At 64.9% G+C, this 19,331-nt stretch carries 17 protein-coding genes; 13 read left to right on the top strand and 4 right to left on the bottom strand.

Translation table 11 applies throughout. The features are described from left to right. Positions 1-116: 116 nt before the first annotated feature. Genes CH290_RS00325 through purD form a run of 3 tightly spaced genes read left to right on the top strand, consistent with a single transcriptional unit; the run spans position 117 to position 4,624 of the window. Positions 117-1,358: a bifunctional glycosyltransferase family 2/GtrA family protein gene (locus CH290_RS00325; protein WP_019663651.1), complete on the top strand. Its 1,242-nt coding sequence runs from the start codon at positions 117-119 to the stop codon at positions 1,356-1,358. Beyond that, a complete protein-coding gene (locus tag CH290_RS00320; protein WP_033190012.1) occupies positions 1,355-3,328 on the top strand; it encodes a glycosyltransferase family 39 protein in 1,974 nt (657 codons plus the stop codon). The genes CH290_RS00325 and CH290_RS00320 overlap by 4 nt, the downstream gene beginning before the upstream one ends. A 45-nt stretch (positions 3,329-3,373) precedes the next feature. After that, positions 3,374-4,624, top strand: coding sequence for a phosphoribosylamine--glycine ligase (purD, locus tag CH290_RS00315; RefSeq protein WP_033190011.1), 1,251 nt, complete (start codon positions 3,374-3,376; stop codon positions 4,622-4,624). 118 nt (positions 4,625-4,742) lie between these two features. On the opposite strand, the gene thiM is transcribed toward purD, so the two are convergent. After that, on the bottom strand, positions 4,743-5,564 hold the full coding sequence (gene thiM / locus CH290_RS00310; RefSeq protein ID WP_019663648.1) for a hydroxyethylthiazole kinase: 822 nt from the start codon (positions 5,562-5,564) through the stop codon (positions 4,743-4,745). Between the two features lie 62 nt (positions 5,565-5,626). Between thiM and CH290_RS00305 the strand changes: the two genes are divergently transcribed. Then, a complete protein-coding gene (locus CH290_RS00305) occupies positions 5,627-6,781 on the top strand; it encodes a pyridoxal phosphate-dependent aminotransferase (protein WP_033190010.1) in 1,155 nt (384 codons plus the stop codon). Here the strand turns inward: CH290_RS00305 and CH290_RS00300 are convergent. Beyond that, positions 6,778-7,770, bottom strand: coding sequence for a threonine aldolase family protein (locus tag CH290_RS00300; protein ID WP_033190009.1), 993 nt, complete (start codon positions 7,768-7,770; stop codon positions 6,778-6,780). The two genes, CH290_RS00305 and CH290_RS00300, sit on opposite strands and share 4 nt — an antisense overlap. Before the next feature lie 54 nt (positions 7,771-7,824). Here CH290_RS00300 and CH290_RS00295 point away from each other — a divergent pair, with 54 nt between their 5' ends. Together CH290_RS00295 and purB are read left to right on the top strand one after the other, a co-directional pair. Further along, positions 7,825-8,475: a TetR/AcrR family transcriptional regulator gene (locus CH290_RS00295; protein WP_033190008.1), complete on the top strand. Its 651-nt coding sequence runs from the start codon at positions 7,825-7,827 to the stop codon at positions 8,473-8,475. A gap of 11 nt (positions 8,476-8,486) precedes the next feature. Beyond that, a complete protein-coding gene (purB, locus tag CH290_RS00290) occupies positions 8,487-9,905 on the top strand; it encodes an adenylosuccinate lyase (RefSeq protein WP_019663644.1) in 1,419 nt (472 codons plus the stop codon). Here purB and CH290_RS00285 read toward each other — a convergent pair. Beyond that, positions 9,891-10,691 carry an HAD-IIA family hydrolase gene (locus CH290_RS00285; protein ID WP_019663643.1) on the bottom strand — a complete coding sequence of 267 codons (801 nt, stop codon included), beginning with the start codon at positions 10,689-10,691 and terminating at the stop codon, positions 9,891-9,893. The genes purB and CH290_RS00285 overlap by 15 nt on opposite strands. Positions 10,692-10,748: 57 nt before the next feature. On the opposite strand from CH290_RS00285, the gene CH290_RS00280 reads away from it, so the two are divergent. Genes CH290_RS00280 through CH290_RS00250 form a run of 7 tightly spaced genes read left to right on the top strand, consistent with a single transcriptional unit; the run spans position 10,749 to position 17,492 of the window. Continuing rightward, a complete protein-coding gene (locus CH290_RS00280; protein ID WP_019663642.1) occupies positions 10,749-11,180 on the top strand; it encodes an HIT family protein in 432 nt (143 codons plus the stop codon). 59 nt (positions 11,181-11,239) lie between these two features. Continuing rightward, positions 11,240-12,331 carry a FecCD family ABC transporter permease gene (locus tag CH290_RS00275; protein WP_033190007.1) on the top strand — a complete coding sequence of 364 codons (1,092 nt, stop codon included), beginning with the start codon at positions 11,240-11,242 and terminating at the stop codon, positions 12,329-12,331. Further along, positions 12,328-13,380, top strand: a complete 1,053-nt coding sequence (locus CH290_RS00270; RefSeq protein ID WP_033190006.1) for a FecCD family ABC transporter permease — start codon at positions 12,328-12,330, stop codon at positions 13,378-13,380. The genes CH290_RS00275 and CH290_RS00270 overlap by 4 nt, the downstream gene beginning before the upstream one ends. Then, positions 13,380-14,225: an ABC transporter ATP-binding protein gene (locus tag CH290_RS00265; protein WP_033190005.1), complete on the top strand. Its 846-nt coding sequence runs from the start codon at positions 13,380-13,382 to the stop codon at positions 14,223-14,225. Before CH290_RS00270 ends, CH290_RS00265 begins: the two co-directional genes overlap by 1 nt. Positions 14,226-14,264: 39 nt before the next feature. Further along, the gene (locus CH290_RS00260; RefSeq protein ID WP_033190004.1) at positions 14,265-15,563 is read left to right on the top strand and encodes a lysine N(6)-hydroxylase/L-ornithine N(5)-oxygenase family protein; all 1,299 of its coding nucleotides are present in this window, start codon (positions 14,265-14,267) and stop codon (positions 15,561-15,563) included. A gap of 60 nt (positions 15,564-15,623) precedes the next feature. After that, positions 15,624-16,571, top strand: coding sequence for a methionyl-tRNA formyltransferase (locus tag CH290_RS00255; protein ID WP_019663637.1), 948 nt, complete (start codon positions 15,624-15,626; stop codon positions 16,569-16,571). 30 nt (positions 16,572-16,601) lie between these two features. Then, positions 16,602-17,492 carry a siderophore-interacting protein gene (locus CH290_RS00250; protein ID WP_019663636.1) on the top strand — a complete coding sequence of 297 codons (891 nt, stop codon included), beginning with the start codon at positions 16,602-16,604 and terminating at the stop codon, positions 17,490-17,492. Positions 17,493-17,812: 320 nt separating this feature from the next. On the opposite strand, the gene CH290_RS00245 is transcribed toward CH290_RS00250, so the two are convergent. After that, the coding region (locus tag CH290_RS00245) for a phosphopantetheine-binding protein (protein WP_249277795.1) at positions 17,813-19,331 on the bottom strand (1,519 nt) is incomplete at its 5' end.

Below are 19,331 nucleotides of genomic sequence, written 5' to 3'. Positions count from 1 at the left end.
AACCCTATGCGGCGTGCGGGACCCATGGGTCAATCCGCAGGCTCCACTCCGACGGCACAGGAAACTGCCAGCTTGGATCCAGGCTGGTCGCAGGCAGGCAGACGAATCTGTGGTTCATGACATCGAACTCGCTACTCCGAGCAGGTGGCCGTGAGCCCAGCTCGTCCCCGGGTGACGCTGCGACGGCCGTCCTCGAGGTGGTCATTCCGGTCTACAACGAGGAGGCGGATCTCGAGCAGTGCATTCGTAGACTGCACACGCACCTCGAGGGCACCATTCCCTTCCGCGCCCGGATCACCATCGCAGACAACGCCAGCACCGACGCCACACTCGACGTCGCCCGGCGATTGGCGGCCGAGATCGACGGCGTGCACGTCCGCCACCTCGACGAGAAGGGACGTGGCCGAGCGCTGAAAGCGGTGTGGCTGGAGTCCGATGCCGACGTCGTTGCCTACATGGACGTCGATTTGTCCACGGATCTGAACGCGTTGATGCCTCTGATCGCTCCGCTGCTGTCCGGGCACTCCGATCTCGCGATCGGTTCACGCTTGAGCCGATCGTCGCGGGTGGTGCGCGGAGCGAAGCGTGAATTCATCTCTCGCAGTTACAACCTCATCTTGCGTACCTCGCTGCGTGCGCGGTTCTCCGACGCGCAGTGCGGCTTCAAGGCGATGCGCACCGATGTCGCGCGGACACTGTTGCCGCTCGTGGAGGACAACGGCTGGTTCTTCGACACCGAACTGCTCGTCATCGCCGAGAAAGTGGGTCTGCGGATTCACGAGGTGCCGGTCGATTGGGTCGACGACCCCAACAGCAGCGTGAACATCGTCGACACCGCCGTGAAGGACCTCGAAGGATGCTGGCGAGTGGGCCGAGCATTGGCGTCGGGCGCATTGCCGGTCGCGGAGTTGCGCAAGAGTCTCGGACGGGAGCCGCTCGTGGCCGGAGTACCGCACGGAATGGTCGGGCAATTGGTCCGATTCGGAATCATCGGCGTCGCAAGCACGGTCGCCTACGCGCTGCTGTATCTGATTCTGCACCCGCTCATCGGTGCACAGGCCGCCAACTTCCTCGGATTGTTGATCACCGCCGTCCTCAACACGGCGGCGAACCGGGCCTTCACGTTCGGAATACGTGGGGCCGAGAATGCCGGCCGGCACCAACTGCAGGGGCTGTTGGTGTTCGGCTTCGCACTGCTGGTCACCAGTGGTTCACTCGCCGCACTGCACGCCGCGGCACCCGACGTGTCGCGGCACGTCGAACTCTCGGTGCTCGTCGTTGCGAATCTCGTTGCAACGGTGTGCCGGTTCGTTGCCCTTCGTTGGGTGTTCCGTACCAAGGAGGACGCGCAGAAATGACGACGCTGATGCAACGACCCGTGGAGGAACCCACCCAGAAGACGCACTCTCGATGGGAATGGATCGGTCTTGCAGTGCTGTTGGTGGGTACGGCCGTGGCCTACATCTGGGGCCTCGGCGCGTCCGGTTGGGCGAACTCGTTCTACTCCGCGGCAGTGCAGGCCGGTTCGGTGTCCTGGAAAGCGTTCTTCTTCGGCTCGTCGGACGCGGCAAATTCCATCACCGTCGACAAACCACCCATGTCGTTGTGGTTGATGTCGTTGTCGGTTCGAGTCTTCGGACTCAGCTCCTGGGCGATGCTGATCCCGCAAGCACTGCTGGGCGTCGGTTCGGTCGCGCTTCTGTGGGCGACCATTCGTCGTCAGTTCGGTTCCGCCGCCGGTCTCCTCGCCGGACTGACCCTCGCAGTCACTCCCGTTGCGGCACTGATGTTCCGCTTCAACAATCCCGACGCCCTGCTGGTGCTGCTGATGATCGCCGCGGTGTGGGCATCGATGCGGGCCGTCGAGAACGGGCGTACTCGGTGGCTCGTGCTCACCGGAGTGTTCGTCGGGTTCGGGTTCCTGACCAAGCAGCTCCAGGTGATGCTCGTCATTCCGCCGATCGCGTTGATGTACCTCGCTTTCGGCCGGCCGAAGTTGGTCACCAGGCTGATGCAGCTCTTTGCCGCATTGGGCGCGGCGATCGTGTCGGCCGGCTGGTGGCTACTCGTCGTCGAACTGTGGCCGGCGTCGTCACGGCCCTGGATCGGGGGCTCGCAGGAGAACTCCATCCTCGAACTGACCCTCGGATACAACGGTCTCGGCCGCCTCAACGGTGAGGAAACCGGAAGCGTGACCCCGGGTGGCGGCGCTGCCGGTGGCCCGGGCGGCGGTGCAGGAGGTGGCATGTGGGGTGAAACCGGCATCACGCGCATGTTCGACTCCTCGCAGGGCGGTCAGATCGCATGGCTCATCCCGTCGGCGCTGATCCTGTTGGTCGTCGGCCTCGTGATCCGCGGACGTGTTCGCCGCACCGATCCTCAGCGCGCGGCCTTGACGGTATGGGGCCTGTGGTTGCTGGTCACCGGTCTGACGTTCAGCTTCATGGCGGGCATCTTCCACTCCTATTACACGGTGGCACTGGCACCTGCTGTGGCAGCACTGATCGGCGCGGGCAGCGTGCTGGCGTGGCGCAACCGCGAGCGGTACTGGGTGCGCATCGCAATGGCAGTGTCGACCCTCGCCGCCGTGGCGACAGCCTGGGTTCTGCTCGGCCGCAGTGCGGACTTCGTGCCGTGGTTGCGGTGGGCGATCCTCGTCGTCGGCGTCCTCGGCGCGGTCGCACTGCTCATCCCGGCGATGACACGTGGAAAACTTTCTGTCGCAGCCATTCTCGCAGTGATGTTCGCGGGCCTCGCCGGCCCGACCGCGTACGCACTCGACACCATCGCGACCCCGCACACCGGATCCATCGTCTCGGCCGGGCCGTCGACAGGAATGGGCGGTCCAGGCGGTATGGGCGGTGGCCGCGGAATGGGCGACGGCCGGACCCGCGACGGTCAATCTCGGATGCAGGGCTTCCCGATGCAGGACGGTCAGATGCCTGCAGGGCTTCCCGGCGGTGGCATGGGCGGGGCCGGTGGACTCCTCAGCGGCAGCACCCCGACCGAGGCGATCACCTCGTTGCTCGAACACGACGCAGACTCCTACACCTGGGTCGCGGCAGCCATCGGATCCAACAGTGCGTCGGGTTATCAGCTGGCGACCGAGGACCCCGTCATGGCGATCGGCGGATTCAACGGCACCGACCCGTCGCCGACGCTCGAGCAGTTCAAGGAGTACGTGGCCAACAGTGAGATCCACTACTTCATCGCAGGTGGAGGGCTGGGTGGGTCCAGTTCCGGCACGTCCGCCGAGATCTCCGAGTGGGTCGCGGCGAATTACACGGCCACTACCGTCGACGGTGTGACGTTGTACGACCTGAGCTGACCATCTTTTTCTCCGATGGGAGTCGAGCCGATAGTCTGATGCACTGTGCGCGTACTCGTAATCGGTTCAGGTGCTCGTGAGCACGCCCTTCTCCTTGCGCTGAGCAAGGACCCTGAGGTCAGCAAACTGCTGGTCGCTCCCGGCAATGCAGGCACGGCGTCTATCGCCGAGCAGCATCCCGTCGACGTGGCGTCGGGTGCAGCGGTGACCGAGCTGGCTCGCAAGGTCGAGGCAGATCTCGTGGTCATCGGTCCCGAGGTCCCGCTCGTGCTCGGTGTTGCCGATGCTCTGCGTGAGGCCGGTATCGCCACGTTCGGACCGTCGGCCGACGCTGCTCGAATCGAAGGTTCCAAGGCGTTCGCCAAGGACGTCATGGCGGCAGCGGGTGTGCGGACGGCGCACAGTGAAATCGTCGATTCGCCGGCGAAGCTCGACGAAGCTCTCGATCGTTTCGGCCCCAACTGGGTCGTCAAGGACGACGGGCTCGCGGCGGGCAAGGGCGTCGTGGTCACCACCGATCGCCTCGCGGCCCGCGATCACGCTGCCGAGTTGCTCGAGACCGGGCATCCGGTGTTGCTGGAATCGTTCCTCGACGGACCCGAGGTGTCGCTGTTCTGCCTCGTCGACGGCGAGACAGTGGTTCCGCTTCTTCCGGCGCAGGATCACAAGCGCGTCGGCGACGGGGACACCGGTCCCAACACCGGCGGCATGGGCGCCTACACCCCGCTTCCGTGGCTGCCCGAGTCCGTCGTTCAGCAGATCGTCACCGAGGTGGTCGAGCCCGTCGCCGCCGAGATGGTGCGGCGTGGCTCACCGTTCTCCGGTCTGCTGTACGCGGGACTGGCCATCGGATCGCAAGGACCGGCAGTCGTCGAATTCAACTGCCGCTTCGGCGATCCCGAGACCCAGGCAGTGCTCGCGCTGCTGGACTCCCCGCTGGGCGAGGCCCTGAACGCAACGGCCACCGGCACGCTCGACTCGCTCGAGCCGCTGCAGTGGAAGAACGGCTCGGCCGTGACCGTGGTGGTCGCAGCCGAGAACTACCCCGGCCGTCCGCGTACGGGCGACGTCATCACGGGTGCGGATGCCGACGGTGTTCTCCACGCAGGCACCGCGCACAAGGACGGCGCAGTCGTCTCCGCTGGTGGCCGCGTGCTCAGCGTCGTCGGTTCGGGCGCGGATCTGGCGGAGGCGAGGGCAGACGCGTACGCGAAGATCGACGCGATCAAGTTGCCGGGCAGTCACTACCGCACCGACATCGGCCTCGCCGCGCTCGAAGGGCGCATCTCACTCTGAGGACCCGATCCTGATGCTCCACTATCGAGTCGAATGCGCAGAAAACCGCGTATCCGTCGAAGGAATGGAGCGTCAGGCACCCCTGCTGCGCTGACGAGAACGCCTGTGGATGAACCGGTTACAACTCGAGCGGCTCGATCCGTGCCCGCGCACGGATGTCGTCCGGAGTGACCGAGGCAAGGGCGTCGAGGTACGCCACCGAGAAAGATCCGGGCCCCGACGACGTGTGTTCCGCCACCTCCGCTGCCACCGCCACGTGCGTGTGTGCGGCGGTGAGTCCGGTCAGCGAATCCGGGGTGACGGCCAGGTAGGCAGCGACGAGAGCGCCCAGCGAGCATCCCGTTGTCGTGACCTTGGTCAGAAGGGGACTGCCACCGGCGACCGTGAGGCCCACTGGACCGTTGTTGCTGCGCCCGACGAGGTAGTCGATCGGTCCGGAGGCGGACACCGCGTCAGCGTGGTCGAGTAATGCGATCGCGGCCGGTACGGCGTCTTTCGAATCGACCGAGCTGTCGACTCCGCGTGTCGAGCTACCCAGGCCTGCGAGTGCGACGATCTCGGAAGCGTTGCCGCGGACAGCCGTCGGGCGCCGGGTGAGCAGGTCGGCAGCCAGGGACGTGCGCCACGGAAGCCCGCCGACACCGACGGGGTCGAGTACCCAGGGTGTTCCGGCTGCCACCGCGCCGTCGGCGGCGAGAACGAAGGCCTCGGCAGTGCCGTCGTCGGGGGTGCCGAGATTGATCAGTACCCCACCTGCGATCGCGGCGAATGCGGCAGCTTCGTGCACGTTGTCGATGTGTGCGTTGCTCGCACCCGCCGCCAGGAGGACGTTGGTGACGAAGTTCGCCGAGACGACGTTGGTGAGTGACTGAACCAACGGGGTCGTCTCGCGCAGTGCGTCGAGGGCATCGGCGACGGTGTGTGCGGTGGGGTGTGTCATGCGAATCGACCTCGGATGGTTGGGCAGGCGTACCCCACGAACGTAGCGATAACCTCGATCGCGTGCGTACTCCGTCGTCCAGGTCCGAGATTCAGCCCTTTCACGTCATGGATGTGTTCAAGGCTGCTGCTGTGAGAGCTCGAACGCATGGGGACGTGCTGTCGCTTGCTGCGGGGCAACCGTCGACGCCTGCGCCGGCACCGGTGCTGCGGGCCGCTCGAGAGGCTCTGGACGGTCATCTGCTCGGGTACACGGAAACTCTCGGCATTCTGCCGCTTCGGGAAGCGATCGCGGCGTATCACTCGGCCGAGTCGAACATCGACGTGCACCCCGACGAGGTGGTGGTGACGACCGGATCGTCCGGCGCGTTCACGCTGCTGTTCCTCGCTGCGTTCGACGTCGGGGACACCGTGGTCATGGCCCGTCCGGGGTATCCCGCGTACCGGAACACGCTCGCGGCCCTCGGCTGCCGCGTCGTCGAACTGGACTGCGGCGCCGAGTCGCGGTTCCAACCGACCGTCGCGATGCTCGAAGAACTCCCCGAGCCGCCGAAGGGGTTGATCATCGCCAGTCCCGCCAACCCGACGGGAACGATCGTCGACGCCGACGAGTTGGCCGCGATCGCCCGGTGGTGCGAGACCAACGGAACCCTCCTGATCTCCGACGAGATCTACCACGGCATTTCCTACGGGGACGTGACGACGTCGAGCGCGTGGGAGACCTCGCGCACCTCCTCGGTCGTCATCGGATCGGTGTCCAAGTACTTCTCGATGACGGGGTGGCGACTCGGGTGGATGCTGCTGCCGTCGCACCTGCACCGCGCGGTGGAGCGCCTGGCGTCGAACATGACCGTGTGCCCGCCTGCGATCTCTCAGGTAGCGGCCGTCGCGGCGTTCACCGAGGAGTCGCGCGCCGAGCTCGACGGCCACGTCCGGCGCTACGCCGTCAACCGGCGGATCCTGCTCGACGGATTGACCGCGGCCGGCGTCACCGACCTGGCACCCGCCGATGGCGCGTTCTACGCCTACGCCGACATCGGGCACCTGACGCAGGACTCACGGGCATGGTGCGAGCGCATCCTCGCCGAGGCCGGTGTGGCGCTCGCCCCCGGTGTCGACTTCGACATCGTGCACGGCCACCACACCGTCAGGTTCTCGTTCGCCGGGACCACCGAGCACGTGGAAGAGGCTCTGACCCGCCTCGCGCCCGTGCTCTAGAGACGACTCAGGGCTTCCTCGATGTCGGATCGTGAGACATCCCGGTGGGTCACGAATCGAGTTCGTCCGACGACGCTGACCGCGGCGATCCCGAGATCGGCGAGCTCGGCGACGGTCAGTGGTCCGTCGGCGAGAACGATGTTGGTCTGCGGCTCGTCGACGGTCCAGCCGCGTTCGCGGAGGCCGTCGGCGAGGAGACGGGCATGGGCGTGGTCGTCGACAAGGGAGTCGACGGTGTCCAGCGCCACCAGACCCGCCGCGGCGAGGACACCGCCCTGGCGCACTCCTCCACCGAGCATCTTGCGGATCCGCCTGGCCTCGGTGATGCGGGCGGAGTCGGAAACGAGCATCGAACCCACCGGTGCACCCAATCCCTTGGACAAGCAGACCTGGACGGTGTCGGCGCCGCGCGTCAGATCCGAGACCGGCACCCCGAGCGCCACGGCCGCATTCCACACGCGCGCGCCGTCGAGGTGCACCGACAGGCCCCTCTCGCGGGCCGCGGCCAGCAGAGCCGTCCATTCCTCGGCGTCGAACACGGCCCCGCCGGCGAAATTGTGGGTGTTCTCGAGGCACAGCAGCGTCGTGGTCAACGTGAAGTACGGGCCGTCGGACACCGCTGCGGCGACGGTCTCGGACGTCGGGCGTCCCGGTCCCGCGTCGTGCGGCAGGATTCGAGGCATGCCTTGGGCGAGCCACGCGGCCGTGCCCAACTCGGAATCGAGGACGTGCGCGTGTTCCGGCGCGAGGAATGCGTCACCCCGCCTCAGGTGCATCATCAGCGCGATCAGATTTCCCATCGATCCGCTGGGCACCCACAGCGCACTCTCGTACCCGAGAACGTCCGCAACACGCTCCTCCAGCCGGGCCATGGTGGGGTCGTGGTCGAGAACATCGTCGCCCACCTCGGCGTCGTACATCGCCTGCCGCATCTCCGGCGAAGGCCGCGTCACGGTGTCCGAACGGAGGTCGATGGTCGAAAAGTGCATGATCTTCAGGATTCCACACCGTTTACCCCAGAAGAACCGACGCGGGCTGGCACCATGATTCGAATGTCAGCAGGCCACACCGATTCGCCGAGCAAGGCGTCGGGTGCGACCCCGAAAGGGGAGCGTCGACGGCACGCACTGGCGTGCGCAGCGGCAGATCTGCTGGTGGAAGGCGGATTCGACGCGGTGCGTCACCGTGCCGTTGCCGCGAAAGCAGGACTGCCACTGGCGTCGACGACCTATTATTTCGAGTCGCTGGGTGATCTGATCGCCTGTGCCGTGGAGCTTCTGGGGACACGGGAACTCGAAGTGATGCGCGGCCGGATCGATTCGCTGGGAGACCTGGCGCACGACACCGATTCGACGGTCGCCCTGATCGTCGACCTCCTCATCGGGCCCCAGGGCGCGGTCGACGACGGTCCCGAACGCCTGATCGCGCGGTACGAGCGTTTCATCGCCTCCGCCCGTCATCCGCAGCTCCGCGAAGTTCAGCTGCGGCTGCGCGCGCAGACCGACGACCTACTGACCGACGTCCTGCGCAGATCCGGTCGAATCGTGCAGGAGCAGCAACTCCGCCGCCTCGTCGCTGTAGTCGACGGGGCGGTGGTCGGAGCTCTCGGCGAAGTCGACCCGGAACCGCGGGCCATGGCGTCGTCGATGCTTCTCGCAGTCCTCGACGTTCTCGCTCCTGCCGGGGCTAGCTAGACTGGGCAGTCGTGACCATTCCGAATGTCCTCGCCACCCGTTACGCCAGCCCCGAACTGGTGGACCTCTGGTCTCCGGAACACAAGATCGTGCTCGAGCGCCAGCTCTGGATCGCGGTCCTCAAGGCTCAGTCCAGCCTGGGAGTCGACGTTCCGTCCTCCGCCGTCGCAGATTACGAACGCGTGCTGGATCAGGTGGACCTGCAGTCCATCGCCGAGCGTGAGCGCGTGACGCGCCACGACGTGAAGGCACGCATCGAGGAGTTCAATGCTCTGGCCGGCCACGAGCACATCCACAAGGGTCTGACCAGCCGCGACCTGACCGAGAACGTCGAGCAGCTGCAGATTCTGCGGTCCCTCCAGCACATCCACGCACACGGTGTCGCCGTCGCAGCCAGGCTCGCGGAGAAGGCGGCCGAGTACTCGTCGATCGTGATGGCGGGAAGAAGCCACAACGTCGCAGCCCAGGCGACAACGCTCGGCAAGCGTTTCGCATCCGCCGCGGACGAGACGCTGATCGCTCTGGTCCGCCTGCAGGAACTGATCGCGCGCTACCCGCTTCGCGGAATCAAGGGCCCGATGGGCACCGCGCAGGACATGCTCGATCTGTTCGGCGGCGACTCGGCCAAGCTGACCGCGCTCGAGCGGATCGTCGCCGATCACCTCGGTTTCCGGCACGTCCTGACGAGCGTCGGTCAGGTGTATCCGCGTTCCCTCGATCACGAGGTCGTCTCTGCACTCGTCCAGCTCGGTGCGGGACCTTCGTCGTTCGCACACACCGTTCGGTTGATGGCGGGCCACGAGCTGGTCACCGAGGGCTTCCAGCCGGGCCAGGTGGGGTCGTCGGCGATGCCGCACAAGATGAACACCCGCTCGTGCGAGCGCGTCAACGGTCTGCAGGTCGTGCTCCGCGGGTACGGATCGATGGCCGCCGAACTCGCCGGTGCACAGTGGAACGAAGGCGACGTCTTCTGCTCGGTCGTCCGCCGAGTGGCACTTCCCGACGCGTTCTTCGCCATCGACGGCATGATCGAGACGTTCCTGACCGTGCTCGACGAGTTCGGCGCGTACCCGGCCGTCATCGCCAAGGAACTGCAGCGCTACTTGCCGTTCCTGGCCACGACGAAGGTGCTCATGGCCTCCGTGCGTGCCGGCGTCGGCCGCGAGACCGCGCACGAGGCCATCAAGGAACACGCGGTGGCCGTCGCGCTTGCGATGCGGGAGCAGGGCCAGGAGCCCGACCTGCTCGATCGCCTGGCGGCCGACGATCGAATTCCGCTGGATCGGGATGCGCTCGACGCCGCCCTCGCGGACAAGTCCGCATTCATCGGATCTGCGGAAGCGCAGGTGGCGGCCGTTGTCTCCGATGTGGAGACGCTCGTCAGCCAGTTCCCGTCGGCAGCGAAGTACTCGCCGTCACCGATTCTCTAGGACACCGGGAAGGTCTGCGACCGAGCCGATGACGTGGTTCGGTTGCAGGCCGAATTCCTGCTTGGATCGGCGGTCGAGCACGTCCTGCTGGAACTTCCCGGTGCGGACGAGCACACCCGTCATACCCACGACCTGAGCCGCCAGCACGTCGTTGTCCAGGTCGTCGCCGACCATCACGACATCCACCGGGTCGACGCCCATGCGCTCGGCAGCAGTCTGGAATCCGAGCGGTGCGGGCTTGCCGATGGCTTTCGCCGTGTGCCCCGACGCCTTCTCCATCCCCGCCAGGTACATCCCGGTGTCGATGCGTAGACCGGCACCCGTCGTCCACATCAGGCTTCGGTGCATCGCAACGACGGGAATTCCTCGGCAGAGCCAGTCGTAGACGCGACTGAGGCGTTCGTGGGTGAATTCGGGACCCGCGCCGCCGACGACCACGACGTCCGGATCGCCGTCGCCCTCGTCGACGAATTCGATGCCCGGCATGTCCCCGGCGATGTCCCCGTTGTTGATCAGGACCGTGCGCGCCCCAGGGTAGGTCTGACGCAGGTAATCGGCCGTCAAGGACGACGCGGTCACGATCTCGTCGGCGTGGACCGGCAGGCCTGCTTCGGTCAACGCGTCGGCGATCTGGGATCTGGTCTTCGACGTGGTGTTGGTGAGGAAAGCGCGTGCGATGTCCTTGCTGTCCAGATAGTCCAGTGCCTCGGCAGCACCTGGAACGGGCTGCCACGACGTGACCAGCACGCCGTCTATGTCGAAGAGAACCCCGCCCAACAATCCCATGGCCGAACTCTAGTCGGGGCGCAAGGAGGTCGCAGTCTCTGCCTAGACTGGCGAAGTATGAATCCGTACACGATCTTCGCCGAAATCATTGCCGGGAACGCCGAATCCAGCCTCGTGTACTCCGACGATGTCGCGGTGGCGTTCATGGATATCCGACCGGTCACCAGAGGCCACGTCCTGGTCGTTCCCAGGCAACAAGCGAGGTCCCTCGCCGAACTCGAGCCCGACGTGGGGGCACACCTGTTCGTCGTCGGGCAGAAAGTCGCGGCCGCGCTGCGGGCGACGAATCCGCGTATCGCGGGCGTCAACTTCTTCCTCGCCGACGGAGAAGTGGCGGGTCAGGAGATCTTCCACGTCCACCTGCACGTCATCCCGCGGACCGTAGGGGACGGTTTCGGTCTTCGGGCGCGCCCGACGTCGCCGCAACGCTCCGAACTCGACGCGCAGGCAGGCGACATCTCTCGCGCATTGGGTGCCGCGGGTAGGTAAGCCGTGCCTGTGTAAGGTGTACCTAATTCGAGTAGGACAGGTATTGCGGGAGCACCACGATGACGACGGTAGTGAAGGCGGGTGACTCCGGAGACCCGGAAGCGCCTGTCGCAGGCCGGCTCGAGACGCCGAGCACTCCCGGAGGGCTTGCCAAGACCAACGCCAGACGCACCGCGGGTCTTGTCGTCGTCATCGCGCTCCTTGCAGCGATCTGCCTGCTCAGCATCGCCGTCGGTACCAAGTACATTCCACTGAACGAGGTGTGGAACGGACTGTTCGCGTACGACGACTCGAACAACGCCGTCATCATTCGCGAACTCCGAGTCCCGCGAACGGTTCTCGGTCTCATCGTGGGAATCGCACTCGGCGTCAGTGGAGCGCTGATCCAGGCCATGACCCGTAATCCCTTGGCGGACCCGGGGATTCTCGGTGTCAACGCCGGAGCTGCGTTCTTCGTGGCCCTCGCGGTCGGTGCGCTCGGCTTCACCGGTATCTGGTCCTACATCTGGTTCGCGTTCCTCGGTGCGATTCTGGCCACGGTCGCGGTCTACGCGCTCGGGTCCATGGGACGAGCAGGCGCGACGCCGATTAGATTGACTCTGGCCGGAATTGCGCTGGCCGCGGTTCTCGGCGGTATCACCTCCGGCATGCTCCTGCTGGACCCGGAGGCGTTCGACAAGATGAGATTCTGGGGCGCAGGTTCGCTGTCCGGTCGAGGCCTCGACATCTCGTTCGCCATCGGACCTTTCGTACTCGTCGGACTGATCCTCGCCCTCGTCATCGCACGGCCGCTGAACGCAATCGCCCTGGGCGACGACCTGGCTCAATCCCTCGGTGCGAAAGTCACCCACACCCGCACCATCGGCATCGTCGCCGTCACGTTGCTCGCCGGCGCCGCCACCGCAGCCGCAGGCCCCATCGGCTTCGTCGGACTGATGATCCCGCACATGGTCCGCTGGTTCGTCGGGCCCGACCAACGCTGGATCCTGCTCTACACCGTCGCGGCCGCGCCCTGCCTGCTGCTGTTGTCCGACGTCGTCGGTCGTCTCGTCATCCGGCCGGGTGAACTGCAGGTCGGCATCGTCACCGCCTTCGTCGGCGCTCCGGTCCTCATCCTTCTGGTTCGACGCAAGAAGGTGAGTGGGCTGTGAGCACGGTGGATTTCGGTCGGCGAGTTCGTATTCTGCGTCTCGCCGACGACGAGGTCAGTGGACGCATCGACGTCAGGACCGTGGTGGTGTGCGCCGTTCTGGTCGCACTGTCGCTGGTGGTGTCGGTCGTTGCACTCGGGTCGGGTGATTACTACATTCCGCCGGGCGAGGTTCTGCAGGCGCTGTTCTCCGATGCGCCGCGGTTCACCGAACTGGTGGTGATGGAGTGGCGGTTCCCTCGTGTCGCGCTCGCACTGTTGCTCGGTGGCGCCCTGGGGGTGTCGGGGGCGATCTTTCAGTCCTTGACACGAAATCCTCTGGGAAGCCCGGACATCATCGGGTTCGACACGGGTGCGTACACCGGTGCGTTGATCGTCATCCTGACGCTCGGCGGTGGCTACTACCAGACCGGAGCGGGAGCGCTGATCGGCGGAATCTGCACGGCTGCAGTGGTGTATCTGCTGGCGTTCAAGAAGGGTGTGCAGGGGTTTCGGCTGATCATCGTGGGAATCGCCATCAGCGCCGTGCTCGCGTCGGTCAACACGTGGCTGATCATCAAGGCCGATCTCGCCGACGCCATGGCCGCGGCCGTGTGGGGTGCGGGCAGTCTCAACGGGCTGGGGTGGGCGCAGGTCGGACCCGTCGTGCTGGTTCTGGTGGTTCTGACGCCTGCCATCGCGGTCGTCGGCAAGAGATTGCCGATGCTCGAGATGGGCGACGACGCAGCCAAGGCCCTCGGTATCAGCGCCGAGCCGACACGGTTGATCCTCATGGTGCTCGGCGTTGCGCTGACGGCGCTGGTGACCGCAGCCGCAGGTCCCATCTCGTTCATCGCGCTCGCCGCCCCTCAGCTGGTTCGACGGCTGACCAGAACGGCAGGGGTCGCGTTGCTGCCGTCGGCGGTCATGGGCGCGTTTCTGTTGGTGCTCAGCGACTTCGCGGCTCAGCGTCTGTTCGCGCCGACGCAGTTGCCCGTCGGCGTCGTCACGGTGTCCATCGGCGGCGCGTACTTCGTCTGGTTGTTGGCTCGGGAAGGTAGAAAACAGTGATGTCGAATACGGGGACTCGGGTGCGGGCCAAGGCCCGGCTGTACGCCGACAACGTGACCATCGGGTACGACAAACGCGTCATCAGCGAGAACCTCTCCGTCGAGATTCCCGACGGCAAGTTCACCGTCATCGTCGGACCCAACGCGTGTGGAAAGTCGACGCTTCTGCGTGCGCTGTCGCGGCTGCTGAAGCCCGAGGCAGGCACCGTCCTGCTCGACGGCAAGGCCATCAGCTCCTATCCGGCGAAGGAAGTCGCACGTCGGCTCGGGCTGCTGCCCCAGACATCGATCGCACCCGACGGCATCTCCGTCGCGGATCTGGTTGCGCGAGGACGATACCCGCATCAGAAGCTGATCAAGCAGTGGTCGAGGGACGACGAGGCCGCCGTGGTGTTCGCGATGAACGCGACTGGGGTGACCGAACTGTCCGGCCGGCTCGTCGACGAGTTGTCCGGCGGACAGCGTCAGCGAGTGTGGGTTGCGATGGTGTTGGCGCAGCAGACCCCGTTGATGCTGTTGGACGAGCCGACGACGTTCCTCGACATCGCGCATCAGATAGATCTGCTGGAACTGTGCTCCCAGCTCAACCGCGAGCAGGGAAACACCATGGTCGCGGTGCTCCACGACCTCAATCACGCCTGCCGCTACGCCGATCACATCATCGCGATGAAGAACGGTGAGGTGGTGACCAGCGGGCGTCCGGCGGAGGTCATCACGGCGGAACTCGTCGAGTCCGTCTTCGGGTTGCCGTGCCGCATCATCGAAGATCCCGAGTCGCACACTCCGTTGGTCATTCCGCTGGCGCGAGTTGGTCGGCCTAGACATTTGGACATGAAGATAGGTTAGGCTTAGCTGGTTGATCCCTCGACTGACTAAGGACGGCACGTGCCCAAGGTGAACAGCGCTCGCGACGTGGTGGACATTCTCGGCGTCGGATACGGCCCATCGAACCTGGGGCTGGCCATCGCGCTGGCCGAACGCAACGAAGCGGTGTCCGAGAACGAACAGATCACGTCTGCTTTCGTCGAGCGTCAACCGGAGTTCACGTGGCACCCGGGAATGCTCCTTCCGGATGCCACGATGCAGATTTCTTTTCTCAAGGATCTCGCGACGCAGCGGAACACTCGCAGCGAGTACACATTCCTTGCCTACCTCCGGCAGCGAGATCGATTGAACCACTTCATCAACTTGCAGACGTTCTTTCCCTCGCGCATCGAATTTCACGACTACCTGCGGTGGTCGGCCGACAAAGTCGACGCGGACGTGTTGTACGGGAGCACGGCCACCGAGGTGTCGTGGAACGGTGAGCTGTTCGAGGTACGCGTCAGTGGCGCGGAAGGTGATGGCCTGCTGCGTGCTCGCAACGTGGTGCTGGCAGGCGGACTGACGGCGACTCTGCCGGACGGAGTCACCTCGGGTGCACGTGTATTCCACAACCATCGTGTCCTCGATCATCTGGATTCGTTGCCGTCGACGCCCCATGGAAGATTCGTCGTCGTCGGTGCCGGTCAGAGCGCCGCCGAGGTCGTCGCTTACCTCCATGAGCGCTACTCGGACGCTGAGGTTCACGGTGTGTTCGGAAAGTACGGCTACAGCCCCGCCGACGACAGTCCCTACGCAAACCGGGTTTTCGATCCAGAGGCCGTGGACGATTTCTACGTCTCCACCCCCCAGCTCCGCGAGCAGTTGATCGCCTACCACCGAAGCACCAATTACTCAGCGGTGGATCTGCCTTTGATCGAGGAACTGTACAACCGCGAATACACCGAGCGAGTGACGGGCAGACGTCGATTGTTCGTCCGCGGTGCGTCCGAGGTGAGTGTCCCGCGAGAGACCGACGGTGGCGTGGAAGTTACTGTGTTGCACCGTCCGACGGGGCGCGAAGAATCGCTCACCTGCGACGCTGTGGTGTATGCGACGGGCTTTCGTCCGCTCGACCTCCACGGGATCCTCGGCACACTTGCCGACGACTGTGTATTCGCAACCGACGGCACGCCGGAAGTGGAGCGAGACTACCGGCTACGGACGTCGTCCCACATCACCGGCGGAATCTACCTGCAGGGTGGTACCGAGCACTCTCACGGACTCACATCATCCCTGTTGTCCAACATCGCCGTGCGATCCGGGGAGCTCGTGGATTCTTTCGAGTTGAGACGCTTCGCCCTCGTGAGCGGGAATCGATAGGGAGACTGCTCCAGTTGTTCGACGCTCCTTGTTCGATGTCGTTTCGAAGAAAGGTTGGCCATGCGAGTGGTGATGTTCGGTTACCAGACCTGGGGGCACAAGACCCTGCAGTCCCTGATCGACTCCGTGCACGACGTGGTAGGTGTTGTCACGCATCCGACCAGCGACCAAGTGTACGAAAGCATCTGGGCCGATTCCGTCGAGGACCTGGCTCGCGAACACGACGTTCCCGTCCATCTTGCTCGCCGTCCGGATGCAACGATGCAGGAGCAGATCCAGGCCTGGAAGCCGGACATCATCGTCGCCAACAATTGGCGTACTTGGTTGCCGCCGGAAATTTTTGCCCACCCACCGCATGGAACGCTCAATCTCCACGACTCGCTGCTTCCGAGGTTCACTGGTTTCTCCCCGATTGCGTGGGCGCTGATCAGCGGTGCCGAGGAAGTAGGACTGACCGCGCACCGAATGGACGGCGAACTCGACACCGGTGACGTCCTCACCCAGGCTGCAATCCCGATCGGACCCCGAGACACTGCAACGGAGTTGGTACGGGCCACCATCGATCTGATTCCCGGCGTGCTGCTCGAAGCACTCGAGCGCATCGAGTCCGGCACCGCACAGTGGCGTCCCCAAGACCTCGCGCAACGCACCTTCTTTCACAAGCGGCACGAAACCGACAGTCTGATCGACTGGTCGTGGGAGGCGTCGGACATCGACCGGCTGGTGCGAGCGATGTCGGATCCGTACCCGAACGCGTTCACCTACTACCGCGGTGAGCGTATTTCGGTCGTACAGGCTCACGTGTCGGAAGGCATCTACGGCGGGACGCCAGGCAGGGTGTTCATCCGCGAAGGCGACGGAATGGCCATCGTCGCCGGCCCCGACGCCCACCGTGGCCGTAATCACGCCCTCGTCATCGACCGTGTCCGAAGCAGCGACGGCACGGAATACTCTGCGCTCGAATACTTTCCGAGCGGCGGCGGGTACCTCACAGCCGATTCACGCTGAATCGGACAATCTATATCGGAAAGGTTTCACGTGGCGATCAAAGGATTGCAGCGCTTCTCCTACGCCGAGGTGGTGAGCGCGAAGCGTATTTCTCCCTCGCTCGTGCGCGTCGTATTCGGCGGCGACGGATTGGCCGACTACACATCGAATGGCACCGCTGACGAGTGCGTCTCGCTCTATTTTCCGGCCGAAGGCGAAGACAAGCCGCCGGCCATGACCGAGAAGGACGGCGACTGGGCCTATCACGACATCGACGAGCCCGAGCATCGCAACTACACGGTTCGGGTGTGGGACGCGACCGCCAAGGAAATGACGATCGACTTCGTCGCTCACGAGGGCGGAATCGCGGCGGCATGGGCCCTTGCGGCGACACCCGGTGACGTCATTGGATTATGGGGACCGCGCGGCTGGTACGACCCGCCCAGTGACACTGCATGGCAACTCCTCGTCGCCGACCTGACAGGATTGCCTGCTCTGTCCCGAGCCGTCGAAGAGTTGCCGGCCGGCTTTCCTGTCCGGGCAGTCGTGGAAGTCCTCGACGAAGGCGACAAGATCCCGATCGAGACGAGTGCGGACCTGAGCATCGAGTGGCTGATCGGCGGCAACGGACATTCGCCGTCGCAGCTGGCCGACGCCGTACGTGCCGAACGCCTTCCAGAGGGACCGGGCTATGTGTGGTTTGCGGGCGAAGCGGCTGCGAGCCGGGATGTGCGCAAGTACCTGCGCAAAGAACGAGGCTTCGGCAACGCGCAGTTCGAGACCATCGGGTACTGGCGCGTCAGGGCCGAGGAGTGGCTCCAGAAGTACGAAGCCGTCGAAGATCAGCTCCACAGTGAGTACCAGCAGCTGATCGACGCCGGAGTCGAAGAAGCAGATGCCGACAACCGCTGGGAGGAGATGCTCGAGGAGGCCGGGCTGTAACTGTCCTCGGTGGGTGCGCCAGAGATGTGCGTGCCCTCTTCGGCCACGGTGCCGCCCTCCAGGACCACGATTCGATCGCACACTCGTGCTTGCGAGAGCCGGAGGGCATGATCCGGGCGCGTACTTCCCGCCGTGCGACCTCCCACACAGCCGCACGAATCCGTGCAGCGCGTCCGGGAGCGGCTTGGACTGCCTTCACAGTGGGAAGCGCCGACAGGGTGGTGAGCACGCGTTCTTGCGAATCGTGATCCGCTGTGTCGGTGGTGTATCCGGGATCTCGAAGAAGGCTGGAATGTACTTGGTTGACTTCCACGCCGTCTTCACACTCGGCTGCGCTTGACGTCGGTCGCCGCGTCGAACCGTGCGGACAGCTCGATTCCCAGTGTTGCCACCGCGCTCTGCGACAGCCCGATGACGTCGAGCTCCACCGAACCATCGGCGACGGAAAAGCGGATCACGCAGCGGTACGCGGTCTCCACGCCCTCCCTCGAGCCTGGGTCGGCGAGCTTTCCGACGGTGTTCGTCACGAGCACAATGGAATTGCTCGACTTCCGCAAGCTCCGCCGCCCGGCACGGTTGTGGTAGCGAAGCAACGAATACTGTCGTCGTTCGGCTTCGGACAGCCCGCTGATGTACGGCCACGTTGCGGTGAACGGCCCGATCGCAGGTCGCGGTGATGCCATAGTCGTTTCGAGATCGACCGTCACCTCTGTCGAGTCTCTCTGTGCAACCTGGCGAAGAGACTCGGCGATGAGCTCCGGCAAGTCCGATGCCTCGACCGCCAGGTCAGCCCGGATGTGTGCATGATTGCCGTCGGACCACATGGTCGAATCGCCGAGCCGGCTGACACCGGTCGCATCGACCCAACGCTGCGCGAGTTCGCCGTCGAGGTTCTGTCCCGCGGTATCGACCGCTTCCAGCGCGGTCTCGAGTGACACAGTCGCCGAACCTTCGACGTGCCCGGTAAGAATACGGGCGATCTCGTGAACCGAGCCTCGGTCGGCAGCCGCGGCATGCGCAGCAACCAGTAACCAGCTCTGGGTGGGTGTGCTCCACGTTGCGATTGCCGCCGGTAGACCCTCCGTGATGCTGATCAACGATGCGACGCGAGAGGCTGCGGCGGAGTCACTGGTCTCCGGATCGAGTTCGACGACCTGCTTCGAAAGATCGACCGTTCCGGCGGGCGCGATCTCGGATGTCCACAGCCGACGGTTCAACGGCGAAACCCTCATCCGCAATGCATCGGTCCTGTTCACAAGCGAGACGAACGCGGACTGCAGTCCCGACAGAGCTGACCGGTCGATCGCGATCAGCTCGGTGTAGACCCAATCGTTCGGCTCGGCACCGGCCTCGCGGAGCCGTTCGAGCGTGGAAGAGGCACTGAGAGGAATCGGGTCTGCCGCGATCTCCGGAATGTCCAGGACCCCGGCCAGACCCGCGATCGTGCGCTTTTCGAAGACGTCTCGCACGGTGAAGTGCAAACCTTCACGGCGAGCTCTCGAGACGACGAGAATCGACGAGATGGAGTCGCCGCCGAGGCGGAAGAAGTCGTCGTCGATGGACAAGGGTGCATCGCTGGGTAGTCCGAGTACGTCGGTGAAGATGGTGGTGAGGGTGATTTCTGTTGCGGTGGTGGGTGCTGTTCCGCCGGTGAGGGCGGTGGTGAGGTCGGGTGCGGGCAGCGCCCGGCGGTCGAGTTTGCCGTTGGGGGTGACGGGGACGGTGTCGATGGGAATGAACACCGTGGGGATCATGTAGTCCGGTAGCCGGTCGGTCAGAAATGCCCGCAGTTCATCGGGGTCGATGGCGTCGCCGGTGTGGTAGGCGGTGAGGTATTTT

The sequence above is a fragment of the Rhodococcus sp. 06-156-4 genome, assembly GCF_002259345.1.
Lineage (GTDB): Bacteria > Actinomycetota > Actinomycetes > Mycobacteriales > Mycobacteriaceae > Rhodococcoides > Rhodococcoides fascians_E.
Note: the sequence above shows the minus strand (reverse complement) of the source record. Positions and strands in the feature narration are given on the sequence as shown.